The sequence below is a fragment of the Kitasatospora sp. MAA4 genome, from assembly GCF_029893355.1.
Taxonomy (GTDB): domain Bacteria; phylum Actinomycetota; class Actinomycetes; order Streptomycetales; family Streptomycetaceae; genus Kitasatospora.
In genome coordinates this window covers 254,792-276,312 of the sequence record NZ_JARZAI010000005.1, presented here as the reverse complement: position 1 = coordinate 276,312, position 21,521 = coordinate 254,792, and the positions used below count along the sequence as shown (strand labels likewise).

General features: G+C 69.9%; 17 protein-coding genes and 1 tRNA gene. 10 read left to right on the top strand and 8 right to left on the bottom strand.

What is annotated here, in order from left to right; all coding sequences use genetic code 11:
* The first annotated feature begins 112 nt into the window (after positions 1–112).
* Complete coding sequence (gltB, locus tag P3T37_RS09620; RefSeq protein WP_280723154.1) at positions 113–4,702, top strand: glutamate synthase large subunit; 4,590 nt, start codon at positions 113–115, stop codon at positions 4,700–4,702.
* On the top strand, positions 4,695–6,155 hold the full coding sequence (locus P3T37_RS09615; protein WP_280723060.1) for a glutamate synthase subunit beta: 1,461 nt from the start codon (positions 4,695–4,697) through the stop codon (positions 6,153–6,155). The genes gltB and P3T37_RS09615 overlap by 8 nt, the downstream gene beginning before the upstream one ends.
* 155 nt (positions 6,156–6,310) lie before the next feature.
* Here P3T37_RS09615 and P3T37_RS09610 read toward each other — a convergent pair whose 3' ends face one another.
* The gene (locus P3T37_RS09610) at positions 6,311–6,526 is read right to left on the bottom strand and encodes a hypothetical protein (protein ID WP_280723059.1); all 216 of its coding nucleotides are present in this window, start codon (positions 6,524–6,526) and stop codon (positions 6,311–6,313) included.
* A 44-nt stretch (positions 6,527–6,570) separates the two neighbouring features.
* Here P3T37_RS09610 and P3T37_RS09605 point away from each other — a divergent pair, with 44 nt between their 5' ends.
* From P3T37_RS09605 to P3T37_RS09595, 3 genes are all read left to right on the top strand, one after another.
* Complete coding sequence (locus P3T37_RS09605; RefSeq protein ID WP_280723058.1) at positions 6,571–7,440, top strand: helix-turn-helix transcriptional regulator; 870 nt, start codon at positions 6,571–6,573, stop codon at positions 7,438–7,440.
* 47 nt (positions 7,441–7,487) lie between these two features.
* Complete coding sequence (locus P3T37_RS09600) at positions 7,488–8,945, top strand: aldehyde dehydrogenase family protein (RefSeq protein WP_280723057.1); 1,458 nt, start codon at positions 7,488–7,490, stop codon at positions 8,943–8,945.
* A 62-nt stretch (positions 8,946–9,007) separates the two neighbouring features.
* Positions 9,008–9,319, top strand: coding sequence for a hypothetical protein (locus P3T37_RS09595; protein ID WP_280723056.1), 312 nt, complete (start codon positions 9,008–9,010; stop codon positions 9,317–9,319).
* Positions 9,320–9,350: 31 nt separating this feature from the next.
* Here P3T37_RS09595 and P3T37_RS09590 read toward each other — a convergent pair whose 3' ends face one another.
* Genes P3T37_RS09590 through P3T37_RS09580 form a run of 3 tightly spaced genes read right to left on the bottom strand, consistent with a single transcriptional unit; the run spans position 9,351 to position 12,653 of the window.
* Entirely contained in the window at positions 9,351–9,854 is a 504-nt protein-coding gene (locus P3T37_RS09590) for a hypothetical protein (protein ID WP_280723055.1), read from the bottom strand.
* Entirely contained in the window at positions 9,841–11,526 is a 1,686-nt protein-coding gene (locus P3T37_RS09585) for a VWA domain-containing protein (RefSeq protein ID WP_280723054.1), read from the bottom strand. Before P3T37_RS09585 ends, P3T37_RS09590 begins: the two co-directional genes overlap by 14 nt.
* A 35-nt stretch (positions 11,527–11,561) precedes the next feature.
* A complete protein-coding gene (locus P3T37_RS09580; protein WP_280723053.1) occupies positions 11,562–12,653 on the bottom strand; it encodes a hypothetical protein in 1,092 nt (363 codons plus the stop codon).
* Positions 12,654–12,958: 305 nt separating this feature from the next.
* On the opposite strand from P3T37_RS09580, the gene pyk reads away from it, so the two are divergent.
* The 4 genes from pyk (at position 12,959) to P3T37_RS09560 (ending at position 18,140) form a co-directional block, all read left to right on the top strand.
* Complete coding sequence (gene pyk / locus P3T37_RS09575) at positions 12,959–14,386, top strand: pyruvate kinase (RefSeq protein ID WP_280723052.1); 1,428 nt, start codon at positions 12,959–12,961, stop codon at positions 14,384–14,386.
* Between the two features lie 366 nt (positions 14,387–14,752).
* Entirely contained in the window at positions 14,753–16,189 is a 1,437-nt protein-coding gene (locus P3T37_RS09570; protein WP_280723051.1) for an APC family permease, read from the top strand.
* 133 nt (positions 16,190–16,322) lie between these two features.
* Complete coding sequence (locus tag P3T37_RS09565) at positions 16,323–16,682, top strand: cupin domain-containing protein (protein ID WP_280723050.1); 360 nt, start codon at positions 16,323–16,325, stop codon at positions 16,680–16,682.
* A gap of 63 nt (positions 16,683–16,745) precedes the next feature.
* Positions 16,746–18,140 carry an FAD-dependent oxidoreductase gene (locus P3T37_RS09560; protein ID WP_280723049.1) on the top strand — a complete coding sequence of 465 codons (1,395 nt, stop codon included), beginning with the start codon at positions 16,746–16,748 and terminating at the stop codon, positions 18,138–18,140.
* A 43-nt stretch (positions 18,141–18,183) separates the two neighbouring features.
* Here P3T37_RS09560 and P3T37_RS09555 read toward each other — a convergent pair whose 3' ends face one another.
* Positions 18,184–18,960: a helix-turn-helix domain-containing protein gene (locus tag P3T37_RS09555; protein WP_280723153.1), complete on the bottom strand. Its 777-nt coding sequence runs from the start codon at positions 18,958–18,960 to the stop codon at positions 18,184–18,186.
* A 119-nt stretch (positions 18,961–19,079) separates the two neighbouring features.
* Positions 19,080–19,162 (bottom strand) — tRNA-Leu (locus P3T37_RS09550).
* Positions 19,163–19,254: 92 nt separating this feature from the next.
* Here P3T37_RS09550 and P3T37_RS09545 point away from each other — a divergent pair.
* Entirely contained in the window at positions 19,255–19,911 is a 657-nt protein-coding gene (locus P3T37_RS09545) for a response regulator (protein WP_280723048.1), read from the top strand.
* Positions 19,912–19,965: 54 nt separating this feature from the next.
* On the opposite strand, the gene P3T37_RS09540 is transcribed toward P3T37_RS09545, so the two are convergent.
* Both P3T37_RS09540 and P3T37_RS09535 read right to left on the bottom strand, forming a co-directional pair.
* A complete protein-coding gene (locus tag P3T37_RS09540; RefSeq protein ID WP_280723047.1) occupies positions 19,966–20,685 on the bottom strand; it encodes an ABC transporter ATP-binding protein in 720 nt (239 codons plus the stop codon).
* Positions 20,682–21,521 carry an ABC transporter ATP-binding protein gene (locus P3T37_RS09535; RefSeq protein ID WP_280723046.1) on the bottom strand — a complete coding sequence of 280 codons (840 nt, stop codon included), beginning with the start codon at positions 21,519–21,521 and terminating at the stop codon, positions 20,682–20,684. The genes P3T37_RS09540 and P3T37_RS09535 overlap by 4 nt, the downstream gene beginning before the upstream one ends.

The window sequence follows — 21,521 nt, the reverse complement described above, 5'->3', positions numbered from 1 at the left end:
GATGTGCGGCATCATGTAACCTGCACGAAATCGCAGAGGGCCAACGTCGTCCCTGTTGCACATGCACCTTTTGCCAAAGACGACGACGGGAGAGCCGATGCTGTCCGCATCCATGCACTCCGCCAACGAGCCCGAGCAGGACGGCGCCGCGCGCCGCCCGTACTCGCTCGTTCCGGATGCCCGACCTGCTGCTCAGGGCCTGTACGACCCGCGAAACGAGCATGACGCCTGCGGCGTCGGCTTCGTCGCCACGCTGACCGGCATCGCCGACCACAAGATCGTCGAGCAGGCGCTCACCGTCCTGCGCAACCTGGAGCACCGCGGCGCCACCGGCGCCGAGCCGGACTCCGGTGACGGTGCGGGCATCCTGACGCAGGTCCCGGACGCATTCCTGCGCTCCCAGGTCGACTTCGAGCTCCCCGCCGCCGGCGCCTACGCCGTCGGTATCGCCTTCCTGCCGGACGAGGACGCGGCCGACGCCGCCGCCGTCGCGCAGATCGAGGCCATCGCCGCCGAGGAGGACGTCACCGTCCTGGGCTGGCGCGACGTCCCGGTCGCCCCCGACCTGCTCGGCGCCACCGCCCGCTCGGTGATGCCGCGCTTCCGTCAGATCTTCCTGGGCCACGCGACGCGCACCGGCATCGAGCTGGACCGGATCGGCTTCGTCGTGCGCAAGCGCGCCGAGCGCGAGGCCGGGGTGTACTTCCCCTCGCTCTCCGCTCGGACCATCGTCTACAAGGGCATGCTCACCACCGGGCAGCTGGAGCCCTTCTTCCCCGACCTGTCGGACCGGCTCTACGCCTCCGCGATCGGCCTGATCCACTCCCGCTTCTCCACCAACACCTTCCCGAGCTGGCCGCTCGCCCACCCGTACCGCTTCGTCGCGCACAACGGCGAGATCAACACGGTCAAGGGCAACCGGAACTGGATGACCGCCCGGGAGTCCCAGCTCGAAACCGACCTGATCCCCGGCGACCTCTCCCGGATCTTCCCGGTCTGCACCCCGGACCACTCCGACTCGGCCTCCTTCGACGAGGTCCTGGAGCTGCTCCACCTGGGCGGCCGCTCGCTGCCGCACTCGGTGCTGATGATGATCCCGGAGGCCTGGGAGAACCACGCCACCATGAGCCCGGCCCGGCGCGCCTTCTACCAGTACCACTCCAACCTGATGGAGCCCTGGGACGGCCCGGCCTGCGTCACCTTCACCGACGGCACCCAGATCGGCGCGGTCCTGGACCGCAACGGCCTGCGCCCGGCGCGCTACTGGGTCACCGAGGACGGCCTGGTCGTGCTCTCCTCCGAGGTCGGCGTGCTCGACATCGACCAGGAGAAGGTGGTCAAGAAGGGCCGTCTGCAGCCCGGCAAGATGTTCCTCATCGACACCGAGCAGAAGCGGATCGTCGAGGACGAGGAGGTCAAGTCCGCCCTCGCCGCCGAGTACCCGTACGAGGAGTGGGTGGCCGCCGGGCAGATCCAGCTGTCCAAGCTGCCCGAGCGCGAGCACATCGCGCACACCCACGCGTCGGTGACGCGCCGTCAGCAGACCTTCGGCTACACCGAGGAGGAGCTGCGCGTCATCCTGGCGCCGATGGCCAAGACCGGCGGCGAGCCGCTCGGTTCGATGGGCACCGACTCGCCGATCGCCGCGCTCTCCGAGAAGCCGCGCCTGCTCTTCGACTACTTCATCCAGCTGTTCGCGCAGGTCACCAACCCGCCGCTGGACGCCATCCGCGAGGAGCTCGTCACCTCGCTGCTGAGCAACCTCGGTCCCGAGGGCAACCTGCTGGCCGCCGAGTCGGCCGCCTGCCGCTCGGTCGGCATGCCGTTCCCGGTGATCGACAACGACGAGCTGGCCAAGCTCATCCACATCAACGCCGACGGCGACCAGCCGGGCCTCAAGGCCGTCACGCTCTCCGGCCTCTACCGGGTCTCCGGCGGCGGCGAGGCGCTCGCCGCCCGCCTGAAGGCCATAGCGGACGAGGCGGACGCCGCGATCGCGGACGGCACCCGCATCATCGTGCTCTCCGACCGCCACTCGGACGCCGAGCACGCACCGATCCCCTCGCTGCTGCTCACCTCCGCCGTGCACCACCACCTGATCCGCACCAAGCAGCGCACCAGGGTCTCGCTGCTGGTCGAGGCCGGCGACGTCCGCGAGGTCCACCACGTGGCCCTGCTGGTCGGTTACGGCGCGGGCGCGATCAACCCGTACCTGGCGATGGAGACGGTCGAGGACCTGGTCGCCCAGGGCACCTTCCTGACCGGCGTCGACCCGCAGAAGGCGATCCGCAACCTGATCAAGGCGCTCGGCAAGGGCGTCCTGAAGGTGATGTCCAAGATGGGCATCTCCACCGTCGCCTCCTACCGCGGCGCACAGGTCTTCGAGGTCATCGGCCTCTCCCAGGACACGGTGGACAGCTACTTCTCCGGCACCACCACCAAGCTCGGCGGCATCGGCCTGGAGGAGATCGCCAAGGAGGTGGCCGCCCGGCACGCCAAGGCCTACCCGGCCTCCGGCATCTCCGCCGCGCACCGCGCGCTGGAGATCGGCGGCGAGTACCAGTGGCGCCGCGAGGGCGAGCCGCACCTGTTCGACCCGGACACGGTCTTCCGCCTCCAGCACTCCACCCGCACCCGGCGCTACGACATCTTCAAGCAGTACACCGAGCGGGTGAACGAGCAGTCCGAGCGACTGATGACGCTGCGCGGCCTGTTCAAGCTGGACGCCGGCGCCCGCACCCCGATCTCCGTCGACGAGGTCGAGCCGGTCTCCGAGATCGTCAAGCGCTTCTCCACCGGCGCGATGTCCTACGGCTCCATCTCGATGGAGGCGCACGAGACGCTGGCCATCGCGATGAACCGCCTGGGCGGCAAGTCCAACACCGGTGAGGGCGGCGAGGACCCGGAGCGCCTGTACGACCCCGAGCGCCGCTCGGCGATCAAGCAGGTCGCCTCCGGCCGGTTCGGCGTCACCTCCGAGTACCTGGTCAACGCGGACGACATCCAGATCAAGATGGCCCAGGGCGCCAAGCCCGGCGAGGGCGGCCAGCTGCCCGGCCACAAGGTCTACCCGTGGGTCGCCAGGACCCGGCACTCCACCCCGGGCGTCGGCCTGATCTCCCCGCCGCCGCACCACGACATCTACTCCATCGAGGACCTGGCTCAGCTGATCCACGACCTCAAGAACGCCAACCCGGCGGCCCGCATCCACGTGAAGCTGGTCTCCGAGGTCGGCGTGGGCACGGTCGCGGCCGGCGTCTCCAAGGCGCACGCGGACGTCGTGCTGGTCTCCGGCCACGACGGCGGCACCGGCGCCTCTCCGCTGACGAGCCTCAAGCACGCGGGCGGCCCCTGGGAGCTCGGCCTCGCCGAGACCCAGCAGACCCTGCTGCTCAACGGCCTGCGCGACCGGATCGTGGTGCAGACCGACGGCCAGCTCAAGACCGGCCGCGACGTGGTCATCGCCGCGCTGCTCGGCGCCGAGGAGTTCGGCTTCGCCACCGCGCCGCTGGTGGTCTCCGGCTGCATCATGATGCGGGTCTGCCACCTGGACACCTGCCCGGTCGGCGTCGCCACCCAGAACCCGGTGCTGCGCGAACGCTTCTCCGGCAAGCCCGAGTTCGTGGTGAACTTCTTCGAGTTCATCGCCGAGGAGGTCCGCGAGATCCTCGCGGAGCTGGGCTTCCGCAGCATCGAGGAGGCCGTCGGCCACGCCGAGCACATCGACGCGGCCGCCGCCATCACGCACTGGAAGGCCGCGGGCCTGGACCTGGCCCCGCTGCTGCACGTCCCCGAGCTGCCCGAGGGCACGGCCCTGCACAACACCACCACCCAGGACCACTCGCTGGACAAGGCGCTCGACAACCAGCTGATCGAGCTGGCCGAGGACGCCCTGGTGCGCGGCGACGCCGTCCGCATCCAGCTGCCGATCCGCAACGTCAACCGCACGGTCGGCACCATGCTCGGCCACGAGGTGACCAAGCGGTACCGCGGCGACGGCCTGCCCGAGGGGACCATCGACGTCACCTTCACCGGCAGCGCCGGCCAGTCCTTCGGCGCCTTCGTGCCGCGCGGCATCACGCTGCGCCTGGAGGGCGACGCGAACGACTACGTCGGCAAGGGCCTGTCCGGCGGCGTGATCGTGGTCCGCCCGGCCCGCAACGCGGCCGCGCTCGGCGCCGACGCGCAAGCCCACGTGATCGCCGGCAACACCATCGGGTACGGCGCCACCAGCGGCCGGATCCACCTGCGCGGCAAGGCCGGTGAGCGCTTCGCCGTCCGCAACTCCGGTGCCACCCTGGTCGTCGAGGGCGTGGGCGACCACGGCCTGGAGTACATGACCGGCGGACGGGTCGTCGTCCTCGGCGAGACCGGGCGCAACCTGGCCGCGGGCATGTCCGGCGGTATCGCGTACGTGCTGGACCTGCGTCCGGCCAACGTCAACGACGGCATGGTGGGCATCGAGGCCCCCACCGCCGCCGACCGCGAGTGGCTGCGCGAGACCGTCCAGCAGCACTACGAGGAGACCGGCTCCACCGTCGCCGCCGAGCTCCTGGCCGACTGGGGCAGCGGGGTCTCCCGCTTCTCCAAGATCATGCCGACCGACTACAAGGCCGTGCTCGCCGCCAAGGACGCCGCTGAGCGAGACGGACTCTCCGAGTCCGAGACCACCCGCAAGATGATGGAGGCGGCACATGGCTGACCCCAAGGGCTTCCTGACGACCCCGAAGCAGCTGGCCGAGCGCCGCCCGGTCGATGTGCGACTGCGGGACTGGAACGAGGTCTACGTCGAGCGCAGCCTGCTGCCGATCATCACCAAGCAGGCCGGCCGCTGCATGGACTGCGGCATCCCGTTCTGCCACAACGGCTGCCCGCTGGGCAACCTGATCCCCGAGTGGAACGACCTCTCCTACCGGGAGGACTGGACCGGGGCGATCGAGCGGCTGCACGCGACCAACAACTTCCCGGAGTTCACCGGGCGGCTGTGCCCGGCGCCGTGCGAGTCGGCCTGCGTGCTGGGGATCAACCAGGACGCGGTGACCATCAAGAACGTCGAGGTCACCATCATCGACAAGGCCTGGGACAACGGCGGGGTCACCCCGCAGGTCCCGGAGCGGCTGTCCGGCAAGACCGTCGCCGTGGTCGGCTCGGGACCGGCCGGCCTGGCCGTCGCCCAGCAGCTCACCCGGGCCGGGCACACCGTGGTGGTGTACGAGCGCGCCGACCGGATCGGCGGGCTGCTGCGCTACGGCATCCCCGAGTTCAAGATGGAGAAGCGCCACATCAACCGCCGCATCGAGCAGATGCGTGCGGAGGGCACCCGCTTCCGCACCGGCGTCAGTGTCGGCGAGGACATCACCGGCCAGCAGCTGCGTGAGCGCTTCGACGCCGTGGTGGTCGCCGCCGGCGCCACCACCGCCCGCGACCTGCCCGTCCCCGGACGGGAGTTGAAGGGCATCCACCAGGCGATGGAGTACCTCCCGCTGGCCAACAAGGTGCAGGAGGGCGACTTCGTCGAGCCGCCGATCAGCGCCAAGGGCAAGCACGTCATCGTCATCGGCGGCGGCGACACCGGCGCGGACTGCCTGGGCACCGCCCTGCGGCAGGGCGCGGCCTCGGTCACCCAGCTGGAGATCATGCCCCGCCCCAGCGACGACCGCCCCACCGGCCAGCCCTGGCCGACCATGCCGATGGTCTACAAGGTCACCTCCGCCCACGAGGAGGGCGGCGACCGCGTGTACTCCGTGAACACCACCCACTTCACCGGCGACGAGGACGGCAACGTGGCCGAACTCCACCTGGTCGAGGTCGAGTTCAAGGACGGCCGGTTCCAGCCGATCGAGGGCACCGAGCGGGCCATCCCGGCCCAGCTGGTCACCCTGGCGATGGGCTTCACCGGCACCGACACCGCCAACGGCCTGGTGGAGCAGCTCGGCGTCGAACTCGACGCCCGCGGCAACATCAACCGCGACGGCGTTTTCGCAACCAACGTGCCTGGCGTGTACGTTTGTGGTGACGCGGGCCGTGGCCAGTCGCTGATCGTCTGGGCGATCGCGGAGGGCCGCTCGGCCGCCGCGGCCGTTGACACCTACCTGGGCGGCAAGACCGCGCTGCCCGCCCCGATCCGCCCGACCGACCGCCCCCTGGTGGTCTGAACAACAACCCTCCCGCACACCCCCGGTTCGCCGGGTTGCTTCACCCGCCACCCGTCAGAGCCGCCGGGCGCGGTCATACGGCGCCTGCTCCCTCCCCGACCAAGCTGGGGGCAGGTGCCGTTTCCCTTTCCCGCCGCAGGACATGACAGGAGTGCTCACCGCGCCGCAGCCACCAGGGCCTCGGCGAGCACGGTGCGCAGGTAGAGCACGGACCGGCCGGACCGGTGGCCGGCCACCGTGCTGGCGCTGGCCGCGGTGCCCGCGCTGCTGGTGCTGGAGCGAACGGTCGACCGCTGACGGTGCGTCGGACCGCCGCTGGGCGGCCGGGCGAACTCACAGGAACCTTCCGATGCCCTGTAGCGGGCGGGCATGGCAGACTGCCGACTTGAGCGGTTCCGTGGGGGAGGAAACGGCGATGAGCGGCACGGCGCAGACCGGGAGCGGGGTGACGGTACGACGGCTGCTGCTGGGTTCCCAGCTGCGCCGATTGCGGGAGGCCAAGGGTGTCAGCCGTGAGGACGCGGGCTACGAGATCCGGGCCTCGGAGTCCAAGATCGGGCGGATGGAGCTGGGCCGGGTCAGCTTCAAGGAGCGCGACGTCGCCGACCTGCTGACCCTCTACGGCGTCGCGGAGCCCGCCCGGCGCGACGAGGTGCTCGGCATGGTCCGCTCGGCCAACGCCGTCCCGTGGTGGCACGAGTACGCCGACGTGGTGCCCTCCTGGTTCCAGACCTACCTGGGCTTCGAGGAGGCGGCCGGCGCGATCTCCTCCTACGAGGTGCAGCTCGTGCCCGGCCTGTTGCAGACCGAGGAGTACGCCCGCGCGGTGATCCGGCTCGGCTCGCAGTCCGCGCCCGAGGCGGAGATCGAGCGCCGGGTGCGGGTGCGGATGCGCCGCCAGCGCCTGCTCGCGGGCGAGAGCGGGCCGCGGCTGCTGACCGTGATCGACGAGGCCGCGCTGCGCCGCCCCTGCGGCGGGCCCGAGGTGATGCGCGGCCAGCTGACCCGGCTGCTGGAACTGGCCGAACTGCCGCGGGTGGAGCTGCAGGTGATGCCGCTGGGCTTCGACGGGCTGTCGGCCGAGAGCGGCACGTTCTCGGTGCTGAGCTTCCCCGAGCCGGACCTCGGGGACATCGTCTACCTGGAGCAGTTCACCACCGCGCTCTACCTGGACCGGCCGCGCGAGGTCGCCGAGTACGCAGCCACTCTGGAACGGCTGCGGGTCGACAGTCTGAGCCCGCAGCGAAGCTGGGAGCTTATTGAGCGTTTGCTCCAAGAACCTTGAGTACTTAGTACGATGATTCCTAGTCAGGTCTTGCGAAGGGGAGTCACGTGTCCTATTTCTCGGAACTCGCGCAGCAGTACATCGACGGTGAGTGGCGTACGGGCAGCGGTTCCTGGGACGTCGTCGACATCAACCCCTTCAACGGCGAGAAACTCGCGGCGATCACCGTGGCCACCGTCGACCAGGTCGACCAGGCCTACCGGGCCGCCGAGCGCGCGCAGAAGTCCTGGGCCCGGCTGAACCCGTACGCCCGCCGGATGGTCTTCGAGCGCGCGCTGCGGGTGATCGAGGAGCGCGAGCAGGAGATCACCGAGATCATCATCGCCGAGCTCGGTGGCACCCACCTCAAGGCCGCCTTCGAACTCTCGCTCTCCAAGGACATGCTGCGCGAGTGCCTTCAGCTCTCGCTGCGCGCCGAGGGCCGGATCCTTCCCTCGCCGGTGGACGGCAAGGAGAACCGGCTCTACCGGCTGCCGGTCGGCGTGGTCGGGGTGATCAGCCCCTTCAACTTCCCGCTCTTCCTGTCGCTGAAGTCCGTCGCGCCCGCGCTCGCGCTCGGCAACGCGGTGGTCCTCAAGCCGCACCAGGACGCCCCGATCGCCGGCGGCACGCTGATCGCGAAGATCTTCGAGGAGGCCGGCCTGCCGCCGGGCCTGCTCAACGTGCTGGTCACCGACATCGCCGAGATCGGTGACGCGCTGATCGAGCACCCGGTCCCCAAGGTGATCGCCTTCACCGGCTCGGACAAGGTCGGCCGGCACGTGGCGACCGTGGCCGCCTCGCACTTCAAGCGCTCTGTGCTCGAACTCGGCGGCAACAGCGCCCTGATCGTGCTGGACGACGCCGACCTCGACTACGCGGTGGACGCCGCCGTCTTCAGCCGCTTCGCCCACCAGGGCCAGGTCTGCATGGCCGCCAACCGGATCCTGGTCGACCGCAGCGTGCTGGCGGAGTTCACCGAGCGCTTCGTGCGCAAGGTCGGCTCGCTCAAGGTCGGCGACCCGAGCGACCCGCACACCCAGATCGGCCCGCTGATCAACACCACCCAGGCCGACGCGATCACCGCCCAGGTCGACCAGGCCGTCGCCGACGGCGCCACCGTGCTGCTGCGCGGCAGCACGGTGGGCACACTGATGGACCCGGTGGTGCTGACCGGGCTCGGCAGCGACGCGCCGATCCTCCAGCGCGAACTCTTCGGCCCGGTCGTCCTGCTGGTCCCCTTCGACGGCGAGGAGGAGGCGGTGGCGCTCGCCAACGACACGCCGTTCGGCCTCAGCGGCGCCGTGCACACCGCCGACGTCGAGCGCGGCGTGCGGGTGGCGCAGCGGATCGAGACCGGCATGATCCACGTCAACGACGGGACCATCCACGACGAGCCGATCGTGCCGTTCGGCGGCGAGAAGAACTCGGGGCTCGGCCGGCTCAACGGCGAGTCCACCGTGGACGTCTTCACCACGCTGAAGTGGATCTCGATCCAGCACGGGCGCAGCCGCTTCCCGTTCTGAGGATGTGAACTGGCGGGAATCTGGACATACCATCGCTTAAGGACGTCGATGGGAGGCCAGGAATGACCAAGCGACCGACGCTGAAGATGACCAAGCTCCGCCGCGGAACCCAGGAGCTTCTGGAGGGCCGCGGCATGATGGCCGCGGTCAGCGGTGGCAAACCAGGGGACTTCGGTCCCGTCCTGCACGGCGGACCGCACGGCGCCGCAGCTCCCGCGACCACCGGCGGCTACGCCGCACTGACCGCCGGCGCAGCCTTCAGCCACGGCGGCCACGGGCTGCCCGCCGGCCCGGCCATGGCGGGCGCGCTGCCCGCCCACGCCGAGCTCAAGGGGCACCGGCACCGCGGCGCCGAGCACCACTCCGCGCACTGAGCCGGCTCCGGCCGGTGCCGGGCAGGCCGCGCTACGGCAGCTTGTCCAGCACCAGCCGGACCCGCTCGGCGAACTCCGCCCCCGGCGGCGCACCGACTGGCTCCAGGCGCCACCACGAGCTGCTGCGCTCGTAGCGGTCCAGCTCGGCGGGGACCACCGCGTCCACCACCGTGCGCAGCCGCTGAGCGCTGTCCGGACCGACCCGCACCCCCACCCCCTCCACCAGCAGGCGGGCGGTCCGCTCGTCCGCCTCCGGCCAGCCGGACGCCAGCACCCGGGTGTGCTGCTCCGCCAGCTCCCGACGCAGCTTCGCGGCCAGATCGACGCCGGCCGGTCCCCCGGTCCCGGTTCCGGTCGGCTGGAAGGCCAGCCCCAGCACCGCACCGGCCGCGTACAGCCCCACCACCACCGCCGGCGCCCAGGCGCCCGTGTGCGCCACCAGCGCCACCACCAGCCCCAGCGCGCCGCCCCCGCTGCCCAGGTAGTGCGGTCGCGAGTCGAACCAGGCCGGCCAGCCGCGCCTACTGGTAGCCACGGATCTCCTCGAAGACGCTGCCCAGATCCCCCGAGACCCCGTCGAACAGCTGGCCCCCGGTGGTGTCCGCGATGCCCTGCAACTGCGGCTTCGCGCCCTCACCGAACAGGATCGGGAAGACCGGCACCGCCTGCCCCGAAGGCGGCAGCGCCTTGTAGAACGCGGCGAACTGCGCCGCCGAATCGCCCTCGTTGCTCTCCCCGTCCGTCATCAGGACGATCGAGGTGAAGCGGTCGTCCTGGGCGGCGGCCTGCTGCTGCGCCACCACCCTGTACGCCTCCTCCAACGTGCTGTAGATCGCCGTGCCGCCGTCCGCCGACAGGCTCTGCACGTCGGAGCGGATCGCCGCCAGCGCCGCGTCCGGCGCTTGGTCCGGCACGTCGTGGGTGTGCTCCCACTTCACGCCGTCGGCGAAGGAGATCAGCGTGACCTGCTCCCGGTCCCGGAACGGCACCACCGCCCCCGAGCCGCCGGTGCCCGTCAACTGGGTCAGCGCCGCCTGCAACGCGGTCAGCCGCGCCCCCGCCATCGAGCCCGAGGTGTCCAGCACGTACACCGTCCGCGACGGGCGCCGCAGCTGGTTCTGGTACGCCGACAGCAGCGCGTCCGCCACCGCCCGACTGCCCGGGAACGCCAGCTCCGGACGCACGTCCGTCCCCAACCCCGCGCCCGGCGCGACCCCGGCGGCCACCGGCCGGCGCTCGGTCACGTCCGAGATCCTGCGCTGCACGTCGTCCCGCAGCAGGTAGGCGGTCAGCCGCTGGAACGCGTCCTTGGCCGGCTGCGTCGCCGAACTCAGCAGCGTCAACGGGTAGTTCGCCGAGACAACGCCGTCCGTCGGGCGGATCACGGTGAGTTGGGAGGCGGCGGGCAGCGTGCGGTTCAACTCCAGCAGCACCGACTCGTAGTTCACCAGCGCCCCCACCTGCACCCCCGAACCGCCCTGCGCCGCCCGCTGGTAGGCCTGCGCCAGCCAGCCCGAGGAGCCCGAGGTCAACTTCTGGCCCGAGAAGAACTGCTGAAGGGCCGGCGAGGCCTTGGCGATGTCTCCTTGCGTCAGCGCGGACTGCGCCCCCGAGAACGCCGACGCCAGCCCCACCAGCGCGGACAGGCCCGAGTTGGAGCGCGAGGGGTCCGTCATGCCGAAGGTCAGCTTCTGCGCCGCCACCGCCTGGCCGATCTGCGACCAGGTCACCTGGGCCGGGTCCCAGCCCAGCGCGGCCAGCTCCGAACTGCGCACCCCCACCGCCACCGGCGAGACCATCACCGGGGTCTCCGACAGCAGCTTGGCGCCACCCGCCGGGTCCAGCCGCAGGTAGCGGTTGGAGGCGAACCAGAGCGCGTCGTAGCTGCCGTCCGCCTTGCCCGAGGTGACGGTGTCGGCGCCGTCCAGCGTGCCGGTGTAGGTGAACTTGACGCTCACCCCCGTCGCCTTCCGCGCATCGTCCAGGATCGGCTGCATGTCCTGCAGTTCGCTGCCGGCCAGCACCCGCAGGGTCATCGCTGCGCCGCTGCCGGCGCCGCTGCCGCTGCTCGTGGCCGTGGCCGTCGCGCTCGCTGCGCCGGCGCCCGTCGGGCCCGGCGCGGGCTTCGGTGAGGGCGAGTCGCACCCGGCCACCGCCGCCAGCACCAGCGCCAGCACGCCGACCAGCCCGCGCCGAGTCCTCTGCATCGCCGCTCCCCGTATCGGTCCCGCCGTCGCCGTCATCAGCCCGTCCCCTCGGCGGCGACCACCAGCTGCCGCATCACCGATGTCGCGGGGATCGCCACCTGCGCCACCCCGGCCTGCGAGAGGTCGGGCGCGAACCCCTTGGTCTTCACCGTCGCCATCGCCCGCCCGAACGCCGTGGGATCGCCCGACGGACGGAAGCCCAGCCGGGCCTCCAGGTTCTGGAGCTTCGGATCGTCGCGCAGCGCGACGGCCAGCGCGCTCGCCGCAGGCGTCAACTCGACCAGCGTGTGGTCGCTCAGGAAGGTGGTGTCCGGGTAGAGCAGCACGGTGTCCGGCGGCAGCGTCCCCTTCGACGCCTCGGCCGCCACCTGCGACTCGTAGACCCAGACCAGCGGATTGCCGACCCCCGACACGAAGTTGCGGAACGGACCGTCCGTGCTCGGGAGTTGGGCACCCTGGATCTCGGTGAGATGGCGCAGCAGCGGCGCGGTCAGGTTCACCCCGGCCTGGTCCGACACCACCTTGCCGCCGTTCGCCAGGTAGGACATCACCGCCAGGTGCAGCGCGCCCGAGGACGAGGACGCCGGATCGGTGGTGGTGACGAAGATCAGCCCCCTCAGCGCCGGGTCGTTCGCCGCGCCCGACAGGCTCTCCCAGGTCACCGAGTGCTGAAGGTCCGCCAGGTACGCGCCCATCCTGAACGTCCAGACGCCCGAGGACGATTCGGAGGCCAGCTGGTTGTCGAGCAGCAACTTCGCGGTCGACTGACGCGCCACGATCACCAGCGGTGAGTAGAACGGCCGTACCGGCACCGGGTTCAGGCCCCTGATGTCGTTGGCCACCACCGAACTGGCCGGGAACGCGAAGTCGTCGCCGCTCAGGCTCTGGTCGCTCATCTCCAGCGACCCCGCCGAGGCGGTGTCCACCACCAACCCCTTGGCGCGCAGGGCCTTCTGCACGTCCGCATCGCGGAAGAAGTCGGACTTCTCCGAGCCGATCACCCCGTGCAGGGTGACCATCGACACCGGCGGTGCCACCCCCGAACCGGCGCAGCACGTGCGCCAGACCACCACCGCCACGCCGGCGACCAGCGCCAACGCGACGAGCACCCCCAGCAGACGCCTCATCGGCACACGCTTCCCCCTGGTCGAGTTCCTCCCGGTGCCCCGCACTGCCGCCCCCCGCGCCGGCCGGAACCAGAGCCTCCCGCCGCGGCCCGAGCGGTGGCCGACGCCGGCATGAACCGGGGGTGAACAAGCCTTCACGAAATCGCATCGCTCCACCGTCGACGGACGGAATCGAAGGCCAACTCGGCTGGCGGCCAACAGATGTCACCTGTCGTCAGGAAGTTGGGCCAAGCTTCCGGCAACGGTCATCCGGGCGTCCGCGCGCAGGTCGTTGTTACGCACCGGTAATGCGTACGCTCAGTCCCATGCGCCGAGCAAAAATCGTCTGTACTCTCGGGCCCGCCACCGACTCGTACGACCAGATCAAGGCCCTGGTCGACGCCGGCATGGACATCGCCCGCTTCAACCTGAGCCACGGCTCCCACATCGAGCACGAGGAGCGCTACCGCCGCGTCCGCAAGGCCGCGGACGAGACCGGCCGCAGCGTCGGAATCCTCGTCGACCTCCAAGGTCCGAAGATCCGCCTGGACAAGTTCGCCGAGGGGCCCGTACTCCTTGAACGCGGCGACGAGTTCACCATCACGGTGGAGGACGTCCCCGGCGACAAGGAGATCTGCGGCACCACCTACAAGGGACTCGCCGGGGACGTCTCGCGCGGCGAGCGCATCCTCGTCGACGACGGCCGGGTCTGCCTGGAGGTCACCCACGTCGACGGACCCCGCGTGCACTGCATCGTCATCGAAGGCGGCCTGGTCTCCGACCACAAGGGCCTCAACCTTCCCGGAGTCGCCGTCTCGGTGCCCGCGCTCAGCGACAAGGACGTCGCCGACCTGCGCTGGGCCCTGCGGATCGGCGCCGACCTGATCGCCCTCTCCTTCGTCCGCAGCGGCAAGGACATCGAGGACGTCCACACCGTGATGCGCGAGGAGGGACGTTTCCTCCCCGTCATCGCCAAGGTGGAGAAGCCGCAGGCGGTCGACAACCTCGAATCGATCGTCGACGCCTTCGACGGCATCATGGTCGCCCGCGGCGACCTGGGCGTCGAAATGCCGCTGGAACAGGTCCCGCTGGTCCAGAAGCGGGCCGTCAAGCTGGCCAAGCGCAACGCCAAGCCGGTCATCGTCGCCACCCAGATGCTCGACTCGATGATCAACGCCTCGCGGCCCACCCGCGCCGAGGCCTCGGACGTCGCCAACGCGGTGCTGGACGGCACCGACGCGGTGATGCTCTCCGGGGAGACCTCGGTCGGCAAGTACCCGGTCGAGACGGTCAAGACCATGGGCCGGATCATCGAGGCCGCCGAGGAGGAGGTCCTCGCGGCGGGCCTGCCCCCGCTGACCGTCCGCAGCAAGCCCCGCACCCAGGGCGGCGCGGTGGCCCGCGCGGCGGCCGAGATCGGCGACTTCCTCAACGCCAAGTACCTGATCGCCTTCACCCAGAGCGGCGACACCGCACGCCGGCTGACCCGCTACCGCTCGCCGATCCCGGTCCTCGCCTTCACCTACGAGCCCTCGGTGCGCAGCCAGTTGGCGCTCACCTGGGGAGTGGAGACCTTCCTCGGCCCGTTCGTGCCCACCACCGACGAGATGGTCGCCCAGGTGGACGCCCAGCTGCTCAGCCTGGGCCGCTGCCAGCGCGGCGACATCGTCATCATCACGGCCGGCTCGCCGCCCGGGCTGGCCGGCTCCACCAATCTGGTGCGCGTGCACCACGTCGGCGAACTGGACAACTGACCGACCCCGCTGCACGGCCCTGCACGGGCGGCGTCCTCCCCACGGAGGACGCCGCCCGTTTGGTTTGCGAGATGATCACTTCCTCGCGTAGGCATCGTGTCAAAGCTGCAACACGACCCTTGACACTTTGCTTGATTGCCCGCAATGGAGGCAGGCCCGAAACTCTAGGGACACCGGCGGGTCGAGCGCCGGTCGGGCTTCCACCGCTGCCACCACTCACCACGCCGGCCTGCCCCCACTGGCCGGAGTCTCCGCCCGCGACCCCACCCAGGGACCCGCAGGCCGATCTTTCAGAGGTGACCATTGACCGCCATAACCGTGGATCAGTCCGTGAAGCGCCTGCCGTCCCCCCGGCGGGTACGTCTCATGCCACTGGTCGCGTTGATCTTCTTCAGCGTCTCCGGAGGCGCTTACGGTATCGAGACGCTCTTCTCCACCTCCGGGCCCGGCATGGCCATCCTGCTGATCGTCGTCACCCCGCTCGTCTACAGCGTGCCCAACGCGCTGATCTGCGCCGAACTCGGCACCGCCATCCCGGTCGAAGGCGGCTACTACCACTGGGTGAAGAAGGGCCTCGGGAAGTTCTGGGGATTCCAGCAGGGCGTCCTGCAGTGGATCTGCAGCTTCGTGGACATGGCGCTCTACCCGGTGCTCTTCACCAGCTACCTGCAGAGCCTGGTCTCCGCCGTCGCGCCCGGCAAGCACGTGCTCTTCAGCATCGGACACCTCCAGTTCGACCTGAACTGGTTCATCTGCCTCGCGGTCATCGCCGTCTTCACCGGAGTGAACCTGCTCGGCGCCGGCTGGGTGGGCGAGTCCTCGGTGGTCTTCGCGCTGATCTGCCTGACCCCGATGCTGATCCTCACCGCCATCGGCATCGCCCACCTGGCCAGTCACGGCATCAACCCGGTGAGCTCGCTGACCAGTTCCTCCGACCAGTCCACCTTCAACGCCTTCGGCTCCGGCCTGTTCATCGTGATGTGGAACTACTCCGGCTGGGACAGCGTCTCGAACGTCGCCGGAGAGATGGAGAACCCGCGCAAGCACCTGCCCCGGGCGCTCTCCATCGCGATGGTGCTGATCATGGTCGGCTACCTGCTGCCCTCCATCGCCTCCCTCGCCAGCGGCTCCGGCGGCGACGCCGGCTGGAAGAACTGGCACGCCGGCTCGTTCTCCGACGTCGCCAAGCAACTCGCCGGCCCCTGGCTCCAGGTGACCGTCACCATCGGCGGGATGTTCGCGGCCGTCGCGATGTTCTCCGCGCTGCTCGCCTCCAACTCCCGCCTGCCGCTGGTCCTCGCCCAGGACGGCTACTTCCCGCGATGGGTGGCCAAGGAGTCCCGGCGCTACCGGATGCCGATCGTCTCGATCATCGGCTCCTCGGTGATCTACGCGCTGTTCTGCCTCAGCAGCTTCACCAACCTGGTCATCTTCGACGTCTTCCTCACCAACATCGGCATCCTGCTGGAGGTCGCCGCGCTGATCGCGCTGCGGATCAAGGAGCCCGAGCTGGAGCGGCCGTACAGGATCCCCGGCGGCTGGCTCAGCATCGCCGGAATCGTGCTCTGCCTGGTCAGCATCTGCGGATGGGCGGCCTGGGAGCAGTACTCGCAGAACGGCACCCAGGCGGTCACCTACTGCCTGGTCATCGTCACCGGCTCCTGCCTGCTCTACATCCCGCTGGAGCGCTGGCGGGCCCGCAAGGCCCGGCGCGACCCCTCGCTCGACCTCAGCCCCGGCAGCCCCGCGTACGCGCAGTGGCTCACCGAGGCCAGCGCCCACGCGCTGGTCGGCCGCAGCTGACCGTCCCTTGTGAAAGCCCCTGGCCGCTCGCGCGGTCGGGGGCTTTCGAGGCTTACGAGCTGTCATCCCGTTCGGCCGGAACGACACATGCTGCATCCTGCTCCGGGCCGGTATGAGCGGATAGCGTCCAGTTATGACCAACAGTTTCGCTCTGCACATTCCCGACGTCGAACTGGAACCCGAGCCGCTGGACCCCTCGCAGATCATCTCCGGCGACCCCGAGGTCACCGGAAAGGTGCTCTGGGAGTCCGAGGACGGCCGGCAGGCGCGCGGAATCTGGCAGATCACCCCGGGCGTGGTCTCGGACACCGAGGCCGACGAGCTGTTCGTGGTGATCAGCGGCCGCGCCACCGTCGAGATCGCGGACGGCCCCACCCTGGAGGTCGGCCCCGGCGACCTCGCCGTCCTGCACGAGGGCGACCGGACGATCTGGACCGTGCACGAGACGCTCCGCAAGGCGTACGTGATCACGTCGCCGGGCGAGGACGGCTGACCGGACCGCCTGTCGCCGTCCCCCGCTCCGAACCCCCACGCCCACGCAAAGAAGGTACGACCCGTGGATCCCGCCCTCTCCCTCAAGGACGTCCAGCCCACCCCGTTCTGGCTGGACGACCCCGCGCGACCGCAGGCCCACTCCGCCCTGGTGGGGGACGCCCGCTGCGACCTGCTGGTGGTCGGCGGCGGCTACAGCGGCCTGTGGACCGCGCTGATCGCCAAGGAGCGCGACCCCTCGCTCGACGTGGTCCTGATCGAGGGCAAGGAGGTCGGCTGGGCGGCCTCCGGACGCAACGGCGGCTTCTGCGCCGCCAGCCTCACCCACGGACTCGGCAACGGCCTGGAGCGCTGGCCCGACGAGCTGGAGCGGTTGGAACACCTGGGCGCCCAGAACCTCCAGGCCATCGAGGACAGCGTCCGGCGCCACGGCATCGACTGCGACTGGGAGCGCACCGGCGAGATCGACGTCGCGACCGAGCCCTACCAGCTCGACGGCCTGCACGAACTCGCGGAGCTGGCACGCTCGTTCGGCGCCGACTGCGAGCTGCTCGACGCCGACGCGATGCGCGCCCAGGTCAACTCGCCCAGCTACCTGGGCGGCTTCTGGGACAAGGACGGCGTGGCCATGGTCAACCCGGCCAAGCTCGCCTGGGGCCTCAAGCAGGCCTGCCTCGACCAGGGCGTACGGATCTTCGAGCACACCCTCGCCACCGACATCGCCGAGTCCGGCGCGGGGATGGCCGTGCGGACGGCGTACGGGCGGGTCTTCGCGGGTCGGGTCGCGCTGGGCACCAACGTCTTCCCCTCGCTGGTGCGCCGGGTGCGCCCGTACGTCGTGCCGGTCTACGACTACGCGCTGATGACCGAGCCGCTGAACGCCGAGCAGCTCGCCTCGATCGGCTGGCAGAACCGCCAGGGCCTGGGCGACAGCGCCAACCAGTTCCACTACTACCGGCTGTCGGCCGACAACCGGATCCTGTGGGGCGGCTACGACGCCATCTACAACTTCGGCGGCAAGGTGCGTGCGGAGTACGACCAGCGCCCGCAGACCAACCACACGCTGGCCACGCACTTCTTCCAGACCTTCCCCCAGCTGGAGGGCCTGCGCTTCACCCACGCCTGGGGCGGCGCGATCGACACCTGCACCCGGTTCTCCGCCTTCTTCGACACCGCGTACAAGGGCAAGGTCGCCTACGCCGCCGGCTACACCGGCCTCGGCGTCGGCGCCACCCGCTTCGGCGCGGAGGTGATGCTCGACCTGCTGGGGGGCAAGCAGACCGAGCGCACGGCCCTGGAGATGGTCCGCCGCAAGCCGCTCCCGTTCCCCCCGGAGCCGGTGCGGTGGGCGGGGATCGAGCTGACGAAGTGGTCGCTGGACCGCGCGGACCGGAACGCGGGACGCAGGAACGTGTGGCTGAAGACGCTGGACCGGCTGGGGCTGGGATTCGACAGCTGAGTGTTGGACCGTGACTGCCCTGGTGCCAACGGCGCTGGGGCAGTCAGTGTTTGGGGCCGATGTGCAGGTCCATGAGCGCGACGGAGGCCTTGCGGGCGACGGAGACGTTGACGCCGCTCACCGTGCGCTTTGTGGCCTTCCACTCGACACCGACGGCGTCCAGGGTGTCCGTGAAGATGCGCAGGATGTCGACGGACGTGTTGGTGAAGAAGTACCGCGGGTACTCGTGCCGCTTGGTCACGCCGTTGGTCGTCCGGGTCGCCCAGTTGACGATCCGACATCCGTCCGAGTGGATCAGGCCGCGCAGCAGCCCCCAGGGGTGCGCGTCGACGATCGTCTGCTGCCAGGGCGCCAGGGCTATGAGGCGCTCGTGCTTCTTGCCGGGGCCGTGCTGGGGGAAGAGGCATGGCAGGTGCTGCGAGTAGACCTTGACGTCGTGACAGCCGATCCGCCGCACTCGGCAGGGCGTGTTGTTCGGCAGGACCCGGCGCATGGCCTCCTCCGCGGCATCCATGAGTCCGGGCCAGGCGTCGCCGCACGAGATGGCGAGGTTGTACGTCCGGTGCTGCTTGGGTCGGATGATGTGACCGTCGCCGAGGTAGAGGCCCAGGAGGTAGGAGTAGGCGGGCTCATCCAGCTTGTCGCCGTAGCAGGTTGGGCAGGTGGACCGCTTACGCCCGGGAAGGTCACCGTGCTTGGCGCGATCCATGTGCTTCCAGTAGCCGACCGTCCCTGTCGGAACGCTGAGCAGGCGCGATACCTCGGCGTTGGGCATGCCGTCTCGCAGGAGGAGAACGGCTTCTTCGCGTACAGATCGCATCGCCATGGCGCCAGCATGCATCTGGCTGGTCCGAATGCTGGATACTCGCGACGCAGATCACTCAAGGTGATGAATGTCGCAAGATCGCTTGCGATTTTGGATTCAAAGGCTAAAGGCGGTGCCGGGTGCGGGATTCGAACCCGCAAGCCCTTTCGGGCGGAAGCTTTTGAGGCTTCTGTGTATGCCGTTCCACCAACCCGGCTGGGAGGTCTGAGGAGAGCATACCGGGTGTGTTTGCTCGCATGTGGCTAGGTACCCTCAATGCTTGCAGTACCCGCCGGAACGAGGAGCCCCGTGAGCACCGCCGACGAGCAGCCCCAGGCGCTTGAGACCGACTTGACCCAGATCACCCGAATTGTCATCGCCGAGGACGAGGCGCTGATCCGCCTCGACCTGAAGGAGATGCTCGAAGAGGAGGGCTACACCGTCGTCGGTGAGGCCGGGGACGGGGAGACGGCGGTGAGGTTGGTCCAGGAGCTGCGCCCTGACCTGGCGATCCTCGACGTGAAGATGCCGATCCTGGACGGCCTGTCCGCCGCCGAGCAGATCCACGACGCGCACCTGGCGCCCGTCCTGATGCTGACCGCGTTCTCGCAGCGCGAGTTGGTGGACCGGGCGCGGGATGCCGGGGCGATGGCGTACATCGTCAAGCCGTTCTCCAAGAGCGACCTGGTGCCCGCGATCGAGATGGCGGTCTCCCGCTACACCGAGATGCGGACGCTGGAGGAGGAGATCGCCGACCTCACCCAGCGGCTGGAGACGCGCAAGCTGGTGGACCGGGCGAAGAGCGTGCTGCAGACGAAGTTCGGGCTGAACGAGCCGGCTGCCTTCCGCTGGATCCAGAAGACCTCGATGGACCGCCGGATGACCATGGCCGCCGTCGCGGAGGCCGTGATCGAGGAGGGCGTCGCGCAGGACAACAAGAAGGCCGCCGACGCCGCCGAGGGTTAAGAAGCAAGAGGGGGCCGGCCACGGACGCGTGGCCGGCCCCCTCCTGCGTAAAGGTCAGTCCTCGCCGAGGTAGGACTTGCGCACCGACTCGTCGGTGAGCAGCTCCGCCCCCGTCCCGGTCAGCACGATCTGCCCGGTCTGCATGACGTACCCCTGGTCGGAGAGCGAGAGCGCCGCCTGGGCGTTCTGCTCGACGAGCAGGATGGTGGTGCCGTTGGCCTTGAGTTCCACGATGGTCGCCATGATCTTCTGCATCATGATCGGCGACAGGCCCATGGACGGCTCGTCGAGCATCAGCAGCTTCGGACGCGACATCAGCGCCCGTCCCATCGCGAGCATCTGCTGCTCGCCGCCGGACAGGGTGCCTGCGGCCTGCTTCCTGCGCTCGCCGAGGATCGGGAAGAGCGTGTAGGCGCGCTCGACGTCCTCGGTGATGCCGGCGGGGTCCTTGCGCAGGAAGGCGCCGAGGAGGAGGTTCTCCTCGATGCTCATCCGCGGGAAGATGTGCCGGCCCTCGGGGGAGTGGGCCAGTCCCAGCGCGACGATCTTGTGCGCGGGGACGGTGTTCAGCGCCTGGCCGTCGAAGAGGATCGTCCCGGCGGTGGGCTTGAGCAGGCCGGACAGGGTGCGCAGGGTGGTGGTCTTGCCGGCGCCGTTGGTGCCGATCAGGGTGGTGACCTCGCCCTGGTTGACGGTGAAGCTGATGCCCTTGACGGCTTCGATCTTGCCGTAGGCGACGCGGAGGTCGGTGACCTCCAGGAGTGCGGTGGTCATTCGGAGGTCTCCGTGCTCGTCTCGCCGGGCTCAGTAGCGGTCTCGGTCTCCAGCGGCGCGCCGAGGTACGCGGTGATCACCCGCTCGTCGCCCTGGACGGTCTCCTTGTCGCCCTCGACGATCTTCTGTCCCTGGACCAGCACGGCTGTGCGGTCGCAGAGGTTGAAGATGAACCGCATGTCGTGCTCGATGACCAGGATCGCGATGCCCTTGTCCCGGATGGCGAAGACGAGTTCCTCGGCGGCCCGGGTCTCCTGCGGGTTCATGCCGGCGGTCGGCTCGTCCAGCAGCAGCAGGCCGGGTTCGCTGGCCATCGCGCGGGCGATCTCCAGCTTGCGCTGCTCGCCGTAGGGGAGGTTGCGGGCCAGGTGGTCGGCCTTGTTGTCCAGGCCGGTGAAGGCGAGCAGCTCCATGGCCTTCTCGCGGCTCTCGGCCTCGGCGCGCCGGTAGCCGGGGCCGCGGATGAGGGCGGAGATCAGGCCTTCCTTGGTCCGGCTGTGCCGGCCGACCAGGACGTTCTCCAGGACGGTCATGTTGGCGAAGAGCCGGATGTTCTGGAAGGTGCGCGCGATGCCGGCCTGGGTGACCAGGTGGGGCTTGGGCGGCAGGACCTTGTCGCGGTAGCTGACGGTGCCCTCGGTGGGGACGTACAGGCCGGTCAGGCAGTTGAAGAAGGTGGTCTTGCCGGCGCCGTTGGGGCCGATCAGGCCGATGATCTCGCCCTCGCTGACCGTCAGGTCCACGTTGTTGACGGCGGTGAGGCCGCCGAACCGCATGGTGACCCCGCGGGCGTCCAGCAGCGGCGCGGCGGTGGCCGTCTTGGTCAGGTTGCTCAT